Raw genomic sequence first — 13994 nt, 5'->3', positions numbered from 1 at the left:
CCCAGCGGCGACGGCAACTGGCGTTGAGTTACGTAATTACGTAATATCGAAGACGTGACGCTGGAGGAACGGGTCGCCGAACTGGAACGACGGCTGGCCGCCCTGGAGGAACGACCGGCCGCGACGGCGCCCCGGCCGGAGCCACCGCCGCCGGAGGGCGACTTCTGGGCCCTGGACGGCCTGAAGTCGCGACTCTCGGCGCTCGGCGCCGAGCAGGGCGGAGTGCTCTACACCGGCTCGGTCCGGCTGCCCAGCCACGAGCGCTACGACTGGCAGTACGGCCTGCCGACCGAGGCACTGCTCGACGGCGAGGCGGGCGACTGGACCGATCTGGCGGACTCCTTCGCCGCGCTCGGCCACCCGGTCCGGCTGCGCCTGCTCCGCGAGATCCTGGCCGGCCGGCGTACGGTCGCCGAGCTCACCGCGCTCGACGGCCTCGGCACGACCGGACAGGCCTACCACCACCTGCGGCAACTGGCCGCGGCCGGCTGGCTACAGAGCCCGGGTCGGGGGCGTTACGAGGTGCCACCCGGACGCGTCGTGCCACTGCTGGTGGCGGTGGCGATCGCCCGGGCCTGACCGGCCGCGCGGCCCGTCGACGCCCGAGAGGAGACTCCCATGTTCAAGGCACTGACGATCCTGCACCGCTGCTGCTGGCTGGCGTTCCTGGTGATCCTGGTCGCCGGGTTCTTCCTCGACTTCACGTCACTGTGGGGCTGGCTGGCGATCGCGCTCGCCATCGCGCTGCGGGTGGTGATGGGGCGGATGCTCGCCAGGGCGCAGGCGCAGGTGTCCGACTCGCCGGTCGAGGTCGACCCGCCGGTGGCGGGCCGCTGGACGGCGCTGAACAGCCCAACCAGCAAGGTACCCAGCCACGGGGTGCGCGCCTACGGGCAGACGTACGCGATCGACCTGGTCGCGGAGCCGGCGGACCGGCCGCGTCCGGGCTTCGGTTGGTGGCCGCCGGTCCGGCGCAACCGGGACTTCCCCGGTTTCGGAGCACCGTTGCTGGCGGTTGCCGACGGCACCGTGCTGCGGGCCGTCGACCGCAACCGGGACCATCTCAGCCGCAACTCGTACCCGGCCCTGCTCTACCTCGTCTTCGAGGGGCTGTTCCGGGAGATCGCCGGCCCCGGGCAGATCCTCGGCAACCATCTGATCCTGGACCTCGGCGACGGCCGGTACGCCGCCTACGCGCACCTGCGGCGGGGTTCGCTGCTCGTGCGACCGGGCGACCGGGTACGAACCGGCCAGCCGGTGGCGGAGTGCGGGAATTCCGGCAACTCGACCGAACCGCATGTCCACTTCCAGTTGATGGACAATCCGGATCTGGATATCGCTCGGGGTATTCCATTCACCTGGCGGGAAATCGGCGTGCCGGCCAACGGAGAGGTCTTCTCGGTCGGCACCACCGCGACTACGTGACGATCGCCTGGGCCGGACGGGATGGACCGGCGGCGGCGGGCGACGTTCACCCCCGTAAACGTCGCCCGCACGCACCGCCGGTTACAGGTGGCGTGCGCCGTCCCCCAACGGCTTCAACTACCACCCGTCCCCCAGCGCCAGTGCCCGGTGCACAGATCTGCGCGATCTGTCGTTCCCCCGAACGCTTCCGAGCGTGGCGCGTGCAATAACGTTAGTTGTCGCCGGATGACCGGCACAAGCCGGTACCTCTGTCTCGCCCATCACATCCAAGGACGATCGATATTCCGGCGCCTTGTGGTGCAACACCCCGGGCGGTCCGAGACATTCCCGGTCCACCTGCCGGGATTGTCAGCCGTCCTCGCGCATCGGCGATTCGGTACGGAAGAAGTTGCTCTGCCGCCCGTCCGTGAGCTGCTCCTGGTAAATGAAATTCAGTTGGCGTAGGTCGAACGTGTGGAACCAGTCGTCCCAACTAACCGGCTTCAGTCGTCCGCCTTCCCGCCAACCGGGGAAGTCAAACGTCAGTACGCCGAGCCGGCCCTCGCGTTCGGTGCCCTCGATCGTCGCCGGTTGGGCGTTTCGGCCCTCCGCCCAGCGCCGGATCACGTCGTGGTCCCGGGTCACCAGGCTCCGCCCCGGACGCTCCGGGGTGTCCTGCGGCGAGGAGATCGGCTGGGCGTACTTCAGCGACCTGGACTGACCGCCGCCGTTGGAGCTGGCTTTCCGGGCCCCGCCCGCCTTGCTGGCCGGCGCGGCGGTCGACTTCCGGGCGCCGGTCGTCTTGCGCGCGGCCGTGGTGCTCTTCCCGGCGGTCGTACCCTTCCGGGCTCCGGTCGCCTTGCCCGGACCGGTCGCCTTGCCCGGACCGGTCGCCTTGCCCGGACTGGTCGCCTTGCCCGGACCGCTGGCCTTGGCTGGACCGGTGGCGCGGGTGCCGGTCGCCCTGCGGGCCGCTGTGGCACCGGTCCGCTTGGCACCGCTCGTCGTCCGGGCGGAGGTCACGGCCTTGCGGGCCGGTGCCTTCCGGGCGGCGGCCACCGTCTTGCGGGCCGGGGCCTTCTTCGCCGCGACCGTACGCGACGGCGCCTTCTTCGCGGTGGCCCGCTTGGCCGGGGCCTTCTTCGCGGTCGCCCGTTTGGCCGGCGCCCGCTTCGCCGTCGTCTTCCGGGCGGGCGCCTTCTTCGCGGTCGCCCTGGCGGTGGTGGCCTTCCGGGCCGGGGCCTTCTTCGCCGCGACCGTACGCGACGGCGCCTTCTTCGCGGTGGCCCGCTTGGCCGGGGCCTTCTTCGCGGTCGCCCGTTTGGCCGGCGCCGCCGTGGTCTTCCGGCCGGTCGTCCCGCCCCGGCTCTCGGCTCTCAACGTCCGGACGAGGCTCTTCACCAGGTCCATCTTGCGCAGCGCGGATATGCCTGAAATGCCGCGTTTTCTGAGCTGTCCCCGGATGTCGTCGGCCTTCATCGAGCTGATCTTCTGCTCGTTGATGTCGCCCGTGCTGCTGGATCGGCTGCTGCTGCTGGATCGGCGCTTCGTCGCGGTCGCGGTTGCGCCGCGACCGGAACTGTTCCGCTGAGCCATGAGATCCTCACGCTCCCTCTGACAGTCTGTCTCGGCAGGCGGCGCGGCCATTGCCACATCCTGGTGCCGCCGCCGGGGCATACCCGTCAGGGGCGGTCCAAACCCGAGTTTTCCGTCTCCGAACGCTCGAAGAGGTGCGCGAACGCTCGCAGGTTCGCCAACGACTCACCCCGGCTGACCCGCCACTGCCACTCCCGGCGAATCGCCGTACCGAAGCCGATCTCCAGCATGGTGTCGAACGACTCGTCCGCGTACGTCAGCACGGAGCCGAAGAGCCGGTCCAACTCCTCCTCGGTCACCCCGGCCAGGCCGACCCGGCCGGTCAGGTAGACGTCACCGACCGCGTCCACCGAGAACGCCACCCCGTACATCCGGGCGTTGCGCTGCAACAGCCAGGTGAAGAGTTCCTCACGCCGCTCGTCCGGCTGGCGCATCACGAACGCCTCGATCCGCAGCGAGTGCTCCCCGACGATCAGGTTGCAGACCGTCTTGAGCTTGTGCGTGCCCGGCAGGGTGACCGCGTACGAGTATTCGCCGGTCGATTCGCAGGCCAGCTCCCGGTCGGCACAGACCGCCTCGATCAGCCGACCGATCTCCGCCCGAGACTGCATCTCCGCCCCTTCCCGTCCGGCTCGCGGCACGCGCGCGTTCAGCAGGTCGCCAGCGGGAGCGCCGCGGTACCGTCCGCCAGCTCCGAGGCGAGCCGGTCACGGTACTCCGCCACCGCCTCACGGTAGACCGCGAGCAGCCCGCCGGCGGTACGAGCCCAGGAGAAGGCGCGGGCGTGCTCGACCGCGCCCCGGGACAGCTCGGCCCGGCGCCGTGGCGCGGCCAGCAGGCCGCCGAGCACCCGGGCCCAGTCGCGCGGGTCGTGCCCGTCGACGAGTACTCCGCTGCTGCCGTCCCGGACGGCGGTGACCAGACCACCCACCGCGGCGGCCACCACCGGGGTACCGCAGGCCTGTGCCTCCAGGGCGACCAGGCCGAACGACTCGTTGTGCGACGGCACCGCCACCAGGTCGGCGGCCCGGTAGAGGGCCGGCAGGTCGTCGCCGGTCTGCGGCGGCAGGAACCGCACCGCGTCGCCGACGCCGAGCCGGGCGGCGAGTTCGATCAGCGAGGTCGGCTGGTCCAGGCCACTGCCGCTCGGTCCGCCCGCGATCACCACGGTGACCGTCCCGGCCGCTTCGGGTTGCGAGTGGCGCAGCTCGGCGAGGGCGTGCAGCAGCACGTCCGGCGCCTTCAGCGGCTGGATCCGGCCGACGAAGGCGACGATCGTGCCCCGCTCGGGCAGTCCCAACCGGCGCCGGGCGGCGAGCCGGGCCGTCTCCTCCCGACCGGCCGGGGACGGGCTGAACCGGTCCAGGTCGACGCCGGGGCGGACCACCTCGACCCGGTCCGGGTCGGCGTCGTACCGGGAGATCAGGTCCCGGGCCTCGACCGTGGTGTTCGCGACCAGCCGGTCGGCCTCGGCCACCACCTGCTCCTCGCCGATCACCCGCGCCTTCGGCTCGGGCCGGTCCCCCTCGGCGAGCCGGGCGTTCTTCACCTTGGCCAGGGTGTGCGCCGTGTGCACCAGCGGTACGCCCCAGCGCTCCTTGGCCAGCCAGCCCACCTGACCGGAGAGCCAGTAGTGCGAGTGGATCAGGTCGTAGAAGCCGGGCGGCCGGGCGGCCTCGGCCCGCAGTACCCCGGCGGTGAAGGCGCAGAGCTGGCCGGGCAGTTCCTCCTTGGCCAGCCCCTCGAACGGGCCGGAGGTGACGTGCCGGACCGTCACGCCCGGGGCCATCTCGACCACCGGCGGCAGGTCGCTGGAGGTGGCCCGGGTGAAGATCTCGACCTCGACGCCGGCCTCGGCCAGCCGCCGGGAGACCTCGACGATGTAGACGTTCATCCCGCCGGCGTCGCCGGTGCCGGGTTGGTGCAGCGGTGAGGTGTGCACGGAGAGGGTCGCGATGCGTCGTGGCGTCGGCCACGGCTGGATACCTCGTTGCCGGGCTACGCCGGTGTGCAGTTCCGCCACGTCCGCTCCTTCTGTCAACGTGTTGCGCCGTCCCGCACGACCGGGTCACCTCACAGAGCAACCACCGTGATGGGTGTCATCTTCCCGATCGGGCCAACGCCAATCGTCCGGGTGCCCGAGGAGGTGACCGACCTCATTCGGGCCCAGGTCACGGCCTCGGGACGGCTTGGGCCAGAATGTCCCGATGACCCCTGTCGCGATCGTCACCGGAGCGTCCAGCGGGATCGGCGCCGCCACGGCCCGCCGGCTGGCCGCCGAGGGTTTTGCCGTGCTCGCCGCCGCCCGCCGGGCCGACCGGCTGGACGCCCTGGTCGAGCAGATCCGCCGGGCCGGCGGTACGGCGACCGCACAGCCCTGCGACGTCACCTCGGACGAGTCGGTCGCGGAGTTGGCCGCCGCCGCCGGGAAGCTGGGCGGCCCGGTCACGCTGCTGGTGAACAACGCCGGTGGGGCGCGCGGCCTCGATCCGGTCGAGTCGGGTTCGGTCGCCGACTGGCAGTGGATGTACGACGTCAACGTGCTCGGCACGCTCCGGGTCACCCAGGCGCTGCTGCCCGCCCTGGAGTCCTCGGGTGCCGGGACCGTGGTGGTGCTCAGCTCCACCGCCGGTCTGATCGTCTACGAGGGCGGCGGCGGTTACGCGGCGGCGAAGCACGCCCAGACGGCGCTGGCCGAGACGCTGCGGCTGGAACTCTGTGGACGGCCGGTCCGGGTCGTCGAGATCGACCCGGGCATGGTCAGGACCGAGGAGTTCGGGCTGGTCCGGTTCGACGGCGACGCCGAGCGGGCGGCGGCGGTCTACGCCGGGGTCGCCGAGCCGCTGGTCGCCGACGACGTGGCCGACTGCATCGCCTGGTGCGCCACCCGACCGCAGCACGTCAACGTGGACCGGCTGGTGGTCCGGCCGCTGGCCCAGGCCGCCCAGCACAAGGTGCACCGGGTCGGTACCGACAGCGGGGAGTGAGCCATGCCGCCGCGGCGGTCGGACGGCGCCGCCGGTGACCCGGGCGGTGCCGGTCGGCCCGCCGGGCCGGCACCGCCGTCCGGCCGGCGGGGTGCCGCGCCGCCGGCCGCTCGCGGTGCGCCGGCCCGCCCGGTCGGTGCGGTGACCCGGGGGACCACCAACCCCAACCGGCTGCGCCGGGTGGACAACTGGATCGCGGCGACCTGCGCCGACCTGCTCCGGGACGCCGCCGATCCGCTGGTGGTGGACCTCGGCTACGGCGCCAGCCCGGTCACCGTGGTCGAGCTGCGGGCTCGGTTGGCCGCCGTCCGGCCGGACGTCCGGGTGGTCGGGCTGGAGATCGATCCGGTACGCGTCGCCGCCGCCGCGCCCGCCGCCGACCCGCCGGGACTGGTCTTCGACCGGGGCGGCTTCGAGCTGGCCGGGCTCCGCCCGGTGCTGGTCCGGGCGTTCAACGTGCTGCGGCAGTACGTCGTGCCGGAGGTCGTACCGGCCTGGCGGAGGATGACCGGGGCGCTGCAACCGGGCGGCGTGCTGGTCGAGGGGACCTGTGACGAGCTGGGCCGGCTGGCCGGTTGGCTGCTCGTCGACGCGACCGGCCCCCGTTCGCTGACCCTGGCCGCCCGACTATCCACACTGGAGAGCCCGGCCTCGCTGGCCGAGCGGCTACCCAAGGCGCTGATCCACCACAACGTGCCGGGCACCGGCGTACACGGGCTGATCCGGGCGCTGGAGGAGGGCTGGCGGGACGCGGCCCCGTACGCCACCTTCGGGCCCCGGCAGCGCTGGCGGCGTACGGTCGAGGCGGTCCGCGCGGCCGGCTGGCCCGTACTCGACCGGCCGGCACGGTGGCGGCTCGGCGAGGTGACCGTGGCCTGGTCGGCGGTGGCGCCACCCGACGCCCCCGGGCCGGACCCGGCGCGGTAGCCCCGCCCGCACCGCACGGGTGCGACCCGGCTACCGGGTGCCGAGTGCGGCCGGCGGGGCGGCGGTGCCGAGCCGGGACGTCCGGATCGCCAGATAGCAGGTGGCGGCGCCGAAGGGCACGAAGAGCGCCACCAGCAGCAGGGCCAGGGAGCCGAGACCGGTGTCCTGGAAGCCGACCAGGTCGAGCAGGACGAAGACGGCGGCGCAGCCGAGCAGCATCGCGGTGGCGGTGAGCTTGTCCCGGACCGGCCAGAACCGGGAGAGCCAGAGCAGCGCCGCGACGGCGACCGGGACGACGTGCCACGGCCGGACCGGCCCGGACGGCAGGGCGACGGCGGGAACCAGCACCAGGAACGGGCCGAACCCACAACAGAGCAGCACCAGCGTCTCCAGCGGGCCACGGCGGCGGGGCGGCACGCCGAACCGCTCCCGGGCGTCCGCGCCGAGGGTCGCCGGATCACCGAGCCGGTCGAGCATCGCGCGCACCTCGGCCAGGCTCTGCCCGTCCGGCTCCGCCCGGCGTACGGCGATGTGCTCGGCGATCTGGTCGAGCACCTCCTGCCGGCGGTCGGCCGGCAGCGGCGCCAGTTCGGCGCGCAGCCGGCGCAGATAGTTTCGGACGAGCGCGTCGGGGGTGGTCGGGCTCATCTGGTCTCCTTCGGGATGACGAGCGAATCCACCGCGTCGCGGAACCGGATCCACTCGCCGACGAACTGGTCGAGCCGGTCCCGCCCGGTGGCGGTGAGCCGGTAGTAGCGGCGGGGCGGTCCGCTGGGCGACTCGTGCCAGGCGGTCTCCACCAGACCGTCCCGGCGCAGCCGCGACAGCAGCGGGTAGATGGTGCCCTCGCTGGTCACCATGCCGTCGACCGCGCCCAGTTCGCGGACGAGGTCGAGGGCGTAGCGCTCGCCGGGCCGGAGCAGCGCGAGCACGCAGTATTCCAACGTGCCGCGACGGAGTTGGCCGGGCAGCGCCTCGGGTCTGGCCGCGGCCATCTAGCGACGGCCGGTGTGGAGGGTAACCATGCGGGACATGGTACCTTGCGCCGCAAGGAACCGGGACGCGCTGGGCCCGGCCCGGAACGGCGGGTCCGGCGCGGGGCTCAGAGAGCGCAGTTGACGCGGGCTCAGAGAGCGCAGTTCACCAGTACCGGCTCCGGGTGCAGGGTGGCACCGAACCGGTCGTGCACCCCGTCGCGGATCTCCCGGGCCAGCGCCAGCAGGGCACCGGTCGAGCCGCCGTCCCGGTTGGTCAGCGCCAGGGTGTGCTTCGAGGAGATGGCCACCCCGCCCGGCCCCTGGTAACCCTTCGGGTAACCGGACTTGTCGATCAACCAGGCGGCGCTGACCTTCACCGTGCCGCCCGCGCCCGGCCAGGACGGCGGCTCGCCGAGCCCGGCGGCCCGCTCCCGCAGCGCCTGGTACGCCCCGGCGTCCAGCACCGGGTTGGTGAAGAACGACCCGACCGAGCGGGTGTCCGGGTCGGCCGGGTCCAGCACCATGCCCTTGCCGGCGCGGAGCGCGCGTACGGCCGCCCGGGCGTCAGCCAGCGGCACCCGGTCGCCGACCTCGACCCCGAGCGCCCGGGCCAGCTCGGCGTAGCGCACCGGGGCGGAGAGTGTCGAGCGGAGCAGCCGGAAGTCGACGGTGAGCACCGTCCACCGGTCGTTGTACTTGAAGACGCTGGACCGGTACCCGAAGGCGCACTCGGCCGCGCTCATCCGGGTCACCTCGCCGGTCAGCCGGTCGTACGCCTCGACCCCGGTGACCGTCTCCGCCACCTCCTGCCCGTACGCCCCGACGTTCTGGATCGGGGTGGCGCCGGCCGACCCGGGGATGCCGGAGAGGCACTCCACCCCCGACCAGCCGGCCTCGACGGTCGCCGCCACCAGGTCGTCCCACGGCTCGCCGGCCGCCACCCGGATGGTCACCGCCGCCTCGTCCTCGGCGACCACCTCGAAGCCCCGGGACCGGACCAGCAGCACCGTGCCGGGGAAGCCCTCGTCCGCGACCACCACGTTGCTGCCGCCCGCCAGCACCAGGACCGGCTCGTCCCGCAGCTCCGCCTCGCGCAGTTTCGCCGGAATTTCATCCGTTCGGGTCGCGGTGACGAGTCGCCGGGGCGCGCCGCCGAGCCGCAGGGTCGTATAACCGGCCAATCGTGCGGGATCGGCGGAGTCGGCGGCGGTTATCGGGCGGGCGTTAACGTCTGGCACAGCATTCACCCTAGGCTGAGAGACAGCCCGGCCGGTGGCGGCCCGGTGGCACGGGAGGATCGTCATGACCAGACTGCACGGCACCAAGGACTTCTGGATCGGTGCGCTCCGCGCCGAGGGGCCGACCTTCGGCGCCACGATCGCCGAAGCGCCGCTCGACATCCGGGTGCCGTCCTGTCCCGAGTGGACCATGACCGATCTGGTGCACCATCTCGGCTCGGTCTACGCCCGGGCCAGGGGCATCGTGAGCCGGGGCAGCACCGAGCGGGCCGACCCGCTCACCGTCCCGGACGGCCTGCCGACCGGGCCGGCGGCCGTCCAGTGGTGGCGGCAGGAGTTCGACCAGCTCATGGCCGTACTGGACCGGGTCGACCCGGAGGCGCCGGCCTGGAACTACGCGCCGCAGCCGAAGAAGGCCGGGTTCTGGCACCGCCGGATGGCGCAGGAGACCGCGGTGCACCGCTGGGACGCGCAGATGGCGGTCGCCGCCGGGGAGCCGATCGAGGCCAAGCTCGCGGCGGACGGGGTCGGCGAGGTGCTCGACACCCATCTGCCGGCCGGCCGGCGGGCCACCGAGCAGCCCTTCCACGGAGTGGTCCACCTGATCGCGACCGACGCCGGGCAGGAGTGGTACCTGCGGCTGCGCGGTGCCGGCGTCGCCCTGCTGGACACCGACACGATCCTGGACAGCGACGACCACCACGCCCGGGCGCAGATCTCGGGTACCGCCAGTGACCTGCTGCTTGCTCTCTGGGGGCGACTCGGCTTCGACACCCTCGACGTGGCCGGCGACGCAGGACTGCTCCAGGGGCTGCGCGTCAGCTGACCGGCACCGGCCCGGCACCCCGCCGACGGGGTTGTTGACCTTCAGGCGCGCGTGGAACCATTTCCCCGGCGGCTGAGCTGAGGAGCGGAGATGGCGGTGACCCGCGCGCGGCCCACGCTGGAGGCGGTGGCTCAACGGGCCGGAGTGTCCCGGGCCACCGTGTCCCGGGTGGTGAACGGCTCGACCACGGTCGCCGAGCCGATCCAACAGGCGGTCCGGCGGGCGGTGCGGGAGCTGGGCTACGTCCCCAACCTCGCGGCGCGCAGCCTGGTGACCCAGCAGACCGACTCGGTGGCGCTGATCCTGCCCGAGGCGTCCACCCGGGTCTTCTCCGACGACCAGGTCTTCCCCGGGATCATCCTCGGGGTCAGCCGGGAGCTGGAGGCCGCCGGCAAGCAGCTCGTGCTGACCCTGGCCGAGTCGGCGGCCAGCCACGAGCGGGTCGAGCGCTACGCGATGGGTGGGCACGTGGACGGGGTACTCTTCGCCTCCCTGCACGGCGCCGACCCGCTGCCCGGGGCGCTCGCCCAGGCGGGGCTGCCGGTGGTGTGCAGCGGGCGCCCGCTCGGCCAGGCTCCCGTCCCGGTGCCGTACGTCGACGTCGACCACGTCGCCGGGGTACGCGGCGCGGTCCGGCACCTGCTCGACTCCGGCCGGCAGCGGATCGCCACCATCGCCGGCCCGCAGGACATGGTGGCCGGGATCGACCGGCTCGCCGGCTACCGGGCCGAACTCCGGGACGCCGGACGCCGGCCGGTCGAGGCGGTCGGCGACTTCACCCGGGAGTCCGGGGCGGTCGCGATGCGCCAGCTCCTGGCCAAGGAACCGGACCTGGACGCGGTCTTCGTCGCCTCCGACCTGATGGCGCACGGTGCCCTCCGTACGCTGCGCGAGGCGGGTCGCCGGGTGCCGGACGACGTGGCGGTGATCGGGTTCGACGACATCGAGCTGGCCGGCTACACCGACCCGCCGCTGAGCACCGTACGGCAGCCGATCCAGGATCTCGGCCGGACGATGACCCGCCAACTGCTCCGGCTCGCCGCCGGTGAACGGATCGAGCCGACCGTCCTGCTCCCCACCGAACTCGTGCTGCGCGCCTCCGCCTGACCGAACCCGACCTGGCCGGGTCAGGCCGCTCCGGACGCGGTCACGCCGGCCCGGTCGCGGTGGTCGATCGACTCACCGAGCGAGCGACGGGCCAGCAGGGTGGCTCCGGCGACGGCGGCCGGGGTGAGCAGCACCGCGCCGAGCGGGATCAGGAAGCAGAGGAAGACCGCCACCCCGAAGCCCAGGGTCAGCGGTCGGTTCGCCCGCAGCGCCCGCTGCCGGTCCGGCAGCCGGAGACCGCGCCGCTGGAACGGCACCCCGACCATCCCCATCGCCAGGAACCAGCCGCCGACCATCGCGGCGATCACGGGTACGACGAACTGCCCGACGAGCGGCACGAACCCGGCGGCGAAGAGCGGTACCCCGAACAGCACCGACCGGACGAGCAGCCGCGCCGCGTCGGCGATGCTGCGCCGCAGCGACCGCCAGAACGGCAGCTCGACCTCGTCCGGCACGCCGCCGTAGCGCTCCTCCACCCGTTCGGAGATCTTCTCGTAGAACGGGTCGCCGATCACCAGCGTGAGCGCGGTGAAGGTGAGTACTCCGAGCAGGCCGCCCAGGCCGAGCAGGGCGAACCCGGCGACCACCCGGAGGATCTGGCGCGGCCCGTCCGACCAGTCGTCGGCGAACGGGGTGATCAGCGCGGCGAGGTCGTCGGAGAAGTAGATCAGCGTGCCGAGGCCGGCCAGGTAGAGCGCCCCGGAGATCACCGCGGGCACGATGCCGAGCAGCACCAGCCCGGGACTGCGCCCGTAGACACCGAGCCCCCGGAACAGCAGCCCGACGCCGGAACCGAACGCGGAGAGGAACGAGCCGAGCCGGCGGGGGCGCGGCCCGGTGGGGGTGGGGGTCTGCACGACCGGAGAGCCTATCGGCCGTTCCGCACGCCGGCACGACGACGCGGTGCCGCTCTCGTGGTGGGGGACGGCGGCGCCGCCGGGCGGAACGGCGTCGGCCCGGCCGGGCAGGATGGGACGTATGCGCGCCACCCGGTTGATCTCCCTGGTCCTGCTCCTGCAGAACCGTGAGTCGATGACCGGCGCCGAACTCGCCCGGGAGCTGGAGGTCTCGGAACGGACGATCTACCGGGACGTACTCGCGCTGGGCGCCGCCGGCATCCCGATCTACGCCGACCGGGGTCGGGCCGGCGGCTACCGGCTGCTCGGCGGCTACCGGACCCGGCTGACCGGGCTGAGCCGGACCGAGGCCGACGCGCTCTTCCTCTCCGGGCTGCCCGGCCCGGTCGGCGAGATGGGTCTCGCCGACGTGGTGACCGCGGCCCAGTTGAAGGTGCTGGCCGCGCTGCCCAGCGGGCTGCGGGACGCGTCGACCCGGGTCCAGCGACGGTTCCACCTCGACGTGCCGGGGTGGTTCCGGGAGGCGGATCCGCCGGCCTGGCTCAGCGAGCTGGCCGAGGCGGTGTGGCAGGACCGGACGGTGGAGTTCCGCTACCGCCGCGGCGACCGGGAGGTGACCCGCAGCGTCGAGCCGTACGGGCTGGTGTGCAAGGGCGGGGCGTGGTATCTGGTGGCCCGGGTCGGCGCGGGGCACCGCACCTACCGGGTGGACCGGATGACCGAGGTGACCGTCGGCACGGAGACGTTCACCCGGGACGACTCGTTCGAGCTGGCCGCCTACTGGGCCGGCCAGGCGGAACGGTTCGTCCGGCAGATGCTGCGCGACGAGATCACGATCCGGCTCAGCCCCGCCGGCCGGTACGCCCTGCGGTACGTCACCGAGGCGCCGGCCGTACGGGAGGCCGAGGCGAACGCCGGGGAGCCCGACGAGCAGGGCCGGGTGGTCACCCGGCTGCCCGTCGAGTCCCCCGACGTCGCGTACGGCCAACTGCTCAGCCTCGGCCCGGAGGTCGAGGTGCTGGAGCCGGCGGAGTTGCGGGCCCGGCTCGCCTCGGCGGCCCGACGGCTGGCCCAGCTCTACGCCGGCGACCCGCCGTAGCCGGTGCCGGGCCGCCCCCGTCCGCAGCCGTCAACGGCAGCCGTCGCTAGCGGTCAGCGGTAGCCGGTGGCGTCGGCGGGCTTGCCGGCCGCCTCCACCTCCACGATGTAGCGCCAGGCGTCCGGCTGGCTGCCGTCGAGGTCGGTGAAGCCGTACACCTTGGCGAGTTGTCCGCTGGAGAGCGACTGCCCCGACCAGCGGGCCCTGTCCGGGTCGGCGGCGAGCGCGGCGACCGCCCGGCCGACGTACGCCGGGCTCTCCGAGATGACGAAGTGCGGCTGCTTCTCGACGGCGTCCCGCCAGTTCTCCTCGGTGACGCCGAACTCGTCGAGCATGAACTCGGAGCGCAGCCAGCCCGGGGTGAGCGCGACGGCCGTGCCGCCGTGTTCCTTCAGCTCGTGCGCCCAGAGGTAGGCGAGCCGGTTCACCGAGGTCTTCGCCAGGTCGAAGAAGGCCGACAGCCGGTAGTTCTGGTCGTTGTACTCCTTGGTGCCGTCGCCGACCTCCACCACCAGGCCACCCGGGTGGCGGATCAGCAGCGGCAGCGCGAAGTGGCTCGTGATCATGTGCGTGTCGACGGCAAGCCGCAGGGTGCGGAAGCCGTCGTCGAGGTTCTGCTCCCAGATCGGCTTGTACCAGCCGATCAGCCGGTCCGCCCCCCAGACGTCGTTGACGAGTACGTCCAGCCGGCCCTGTTCCCGGTCGATCCGCTCGACCAGCCCGCGTACCTGGTCGGGGACGAGGTGGTCGACCTGTACCGCGATTCCGACGCCGCCGGCCGCGGTGACCAGTTCGGCGGTCTCCTCGATGGTTTCCGGCCGGTCCACCTCGGAGCGTTTCTCCCGGGTGCTCCGCCCGGTGGCGTAGACGGTGGCGCCGGCCGCGCCGAGCTGCACGGCGATCTGCCGGCCGGCACCCCGGGTGGCCCCGGCGACGAGTGCGACCTTTCCGGTCAGTTCTGCTGTCATGTTGTCGA

At 73.2% G+C, this 13994-nt stretch carries 16 protein-coding genes; 8 read left to right on the top strand and 8 right to left on the bottom strand.

Annotation, left to right across the window (positions count from 1 at the left end; all coding sequences use genetic code 11):
* Positions 1-54 precede the first annotated feature (54 nt).
* Both V1634_RS31275 and V1634_RS31270 read left to right on the top strand, forming a co-directional pair.
* Positions 55-579, top strand: a complete 525-nt coding sequence (locus V1634_RS31275) for an ArsR/SmtB family transcription factor (protein ID WP_331211314.1) — start codon at positions 55-57, stop codon at positions 577-579.
* Positions 580-618: 39 nt separating this feature from the next.
* A complete protein-coding gene (locus V1634_RS31270; protein ID WP_331211313.1) occupies positions 619-1425 on the top strand; it encodes a M23 family metallopeptidase in 807 nt (268 codons plus the stop codon).
* Between the two features lie 348 nt (positions 1426-1773).
* Here V1634_RS31270 and V1634_RS31265 read toward each other — a convergent pair whose 3' ends face one another.
* Positions 1774-2814 (bottom strand): hypothetical protein, encoded by a 1041-nt coding sequence (locus tag V1634_RS31265; RefSeq protein ID WP_331211413.1) that lies wholly within the window; start codon positions 2812-2814, stop codon positions 1774-1776.
* A 52-nt stretch (positions 2815-2866) separates the two neighbouring features.
* Here V1634_RS31265 and V1634_RS31260 point away from each other — a divergent pair, with 52 nt between their 5' ends.
* Entirely contained in the window at positions 2867-2995 is a 129-nt protein-coding gene (locus V1634_RS31260) for a hypothetical protein (RefSeq protein ID WP_331211312.1), read from the top strand.
* Between the two features lie 91 nt (positions 2996-3086).
* Here the strand turns inward: V1634_RS31260 and V1634_RS31255 are convergent, their stop codons facing one another.
* Positions 3087-3611: a type III secretion system chaperone family protein gene (locus V1634_RS31255; RefSeq protein WP_331211311.1), complete on the bottom strand. Its 525-nt coding sequence runs from the start codon at positions 3609-3611 to the stop codon at positions 3087-3089.
* 38 nt (positions 3612-3649) lie between these two features.
* A complete protein-coding gene (mshA, locus tag V1634_RS31250; RefSeq protein ID WP_331211310.1) occupies positions 3650-5023 on the bottom strand; it encodes a D-inositol-3-phosphate glycosyltransferase in 1374 nt (457 codons plus the stop codon).
* A 184-nt stretch (positions 5024-5207) separates the two neighbouring features.
* On the opposite strand from mshA, the gene V1634_RS31245 reads away from it, so the two are divergent.
* Positions 5208-5987, top strand: a complete 780-nt coding sequence (locus V1634_RS31245) for an SDR family oxidoreductase (protein ID WP_331211309.1) — start codon at positions 5208-5210, stop codon at positions 5985-5987.
* 3 nt (positions 5988-5990) lie between these two features.
* Entirely contained in the window at positions 5991-6914 is a 924-nt protein-coding gene (locus V1634_RS31240) for a class I SAM-dependent methyltransferase (protein WP_331211308.1), read from the top strand.
* Positions 6915-6944: 30 nt separating this feature from the next.
* Here the strand turns inward: V1634_RS31240 and V1634_RS31235 are convergent, their stop codons facing one another.
* From V1634_RS31235 to V1634_RS31225, 3 genes are all read right to left on the bottom strand, one after another.
* Positions 6945-7562: a DUF1700 domain-containing protein gene (locus tag V1634_RS31235; protein ID WP_331211307.1), complete on the bottom strand. Its 618-nt coding sequence runs from the start codon at positions 7560-7562 to the stop codon at positions 6945-6947.
* Positions 7559-7909 carry a PadR family transcriptional regulator gene (locus V1634_RS31230; protein WP_331211306.1) on the bottom strand — a complete coding sequence of 117 codons (351 nt, stop codon included), beginning with the start codon at positions 7907-7909 and terminating at the stop codon, positions 7559-7561. Before V1634_RS31230 ends, V1634_RS31235 begins: the two co-directional genes overlap by 4 nt.
* 131 nt (positions 7910-8040) lie before the next feature.
* The gene (locus V1634_RS31225) at positions 8041-9129 is read right to left on the bottom strand and encodes a UDP-N-acetylmuramate dehydrogenase (protein ID WP_331211305.1); all 1089 of its coding nucleotides are present in this window, start codon (positions 9127-9129) and stop codon (positions 8041-8043) included.
* 64 nt (positions 9130-9193) lie between these two features.
* On the opposite strand from V1634_RS31225, the gene V1634_RS31220 reads away from it, so the two are divergent.
* Together V1634_RS31220 and V1634_RS31215 are read left to right on the top strand one after the other, a co-directional pair.
* On the top strand, positions 9194-9955 hold the full coding sequence (locus V1634_RS31220) for a maleylpyruvate isomerase family mycothiol-dependent enzyme (protein ID WP_331211304.1): 762 nt from the start codon (positions 9194-9196) through the stop codon (positions 9953-9955).
* A 90-nt stretch (positions 9956-10045) separates the two neighbouring features.
* A complete protein-coding gene (locus tag V1634_RS31215) occupies positions 10046-11062 on the top strand; it encodes a LacI family DNA-binding transcriptional regulator (protein ID WP_331211303.1) in 1017 nt (338 codons plus the stop codon).
* 20 nt (positions 11063-11082) lie between these two features.
* Here the strand turns inward: V1634_RS31215 and V1634_RS31210 are convergent, their stop codons facing one another.
* Positions 11083-11919, bottom strand: coding sequence for an EI24 domain-containing protein (locus V1634_RS31210; protein WP_331211302.1), 837 nt, complete (start codon positions 11917-11919; stop codon positions 11083-11085).
* 121 nt (positions 11920-12040) lie between these two features.
* Between V1634_RS31210 and V1634_RS31205 the strand changes: the two genes are divergently transcribed.
* On the top strand, positions 12041-13018 hold the full coding sequence (locus V1634_RS31205) for a helix-turn-helix transcriptional regulator (RefSeq protein ID WP_331211301.1): 978 nt from the start codon (positions 12041-12043) through the stop codon (positions 13016-13018).
* A gap of 53 nt (positions 13019-13071) precedes the next feature.
* On the opposite strand, the gene V1634_RS31200 is transcribed toward V1634_RS31205, so the two are convergent.
* Positions 13072-13986 carry an SDR family oxidoreductase gene (locus tag V1634_RS31200; protein WP_331211300.1) on the bottom strand — a complete coding sequence of 305 codons (915 nt, stop codon included), beginning with the start codon at positions 13984-13986 and terminating at the stop codon, positions 13072-13074.
* Between the last annotated feature and the right edge of the window lie 8 nt (positions 13987-13994).

Origin of the sequence: Plantactinospora veratri (assembly GCF_036421995.1) — a bacterium.
Classification (GTDB): Bacteria; Actinomycetota; Actinomycetes; order Mycobacteriales; family Micromonosporaceae; genus Plantactinospora; species Plantactinospora veratri.
The sequence above is the reverse complement of the archived record's forward strand: the minus strand, read 5'-3'. Positions and strand labels throughout refer to the sequence as shown.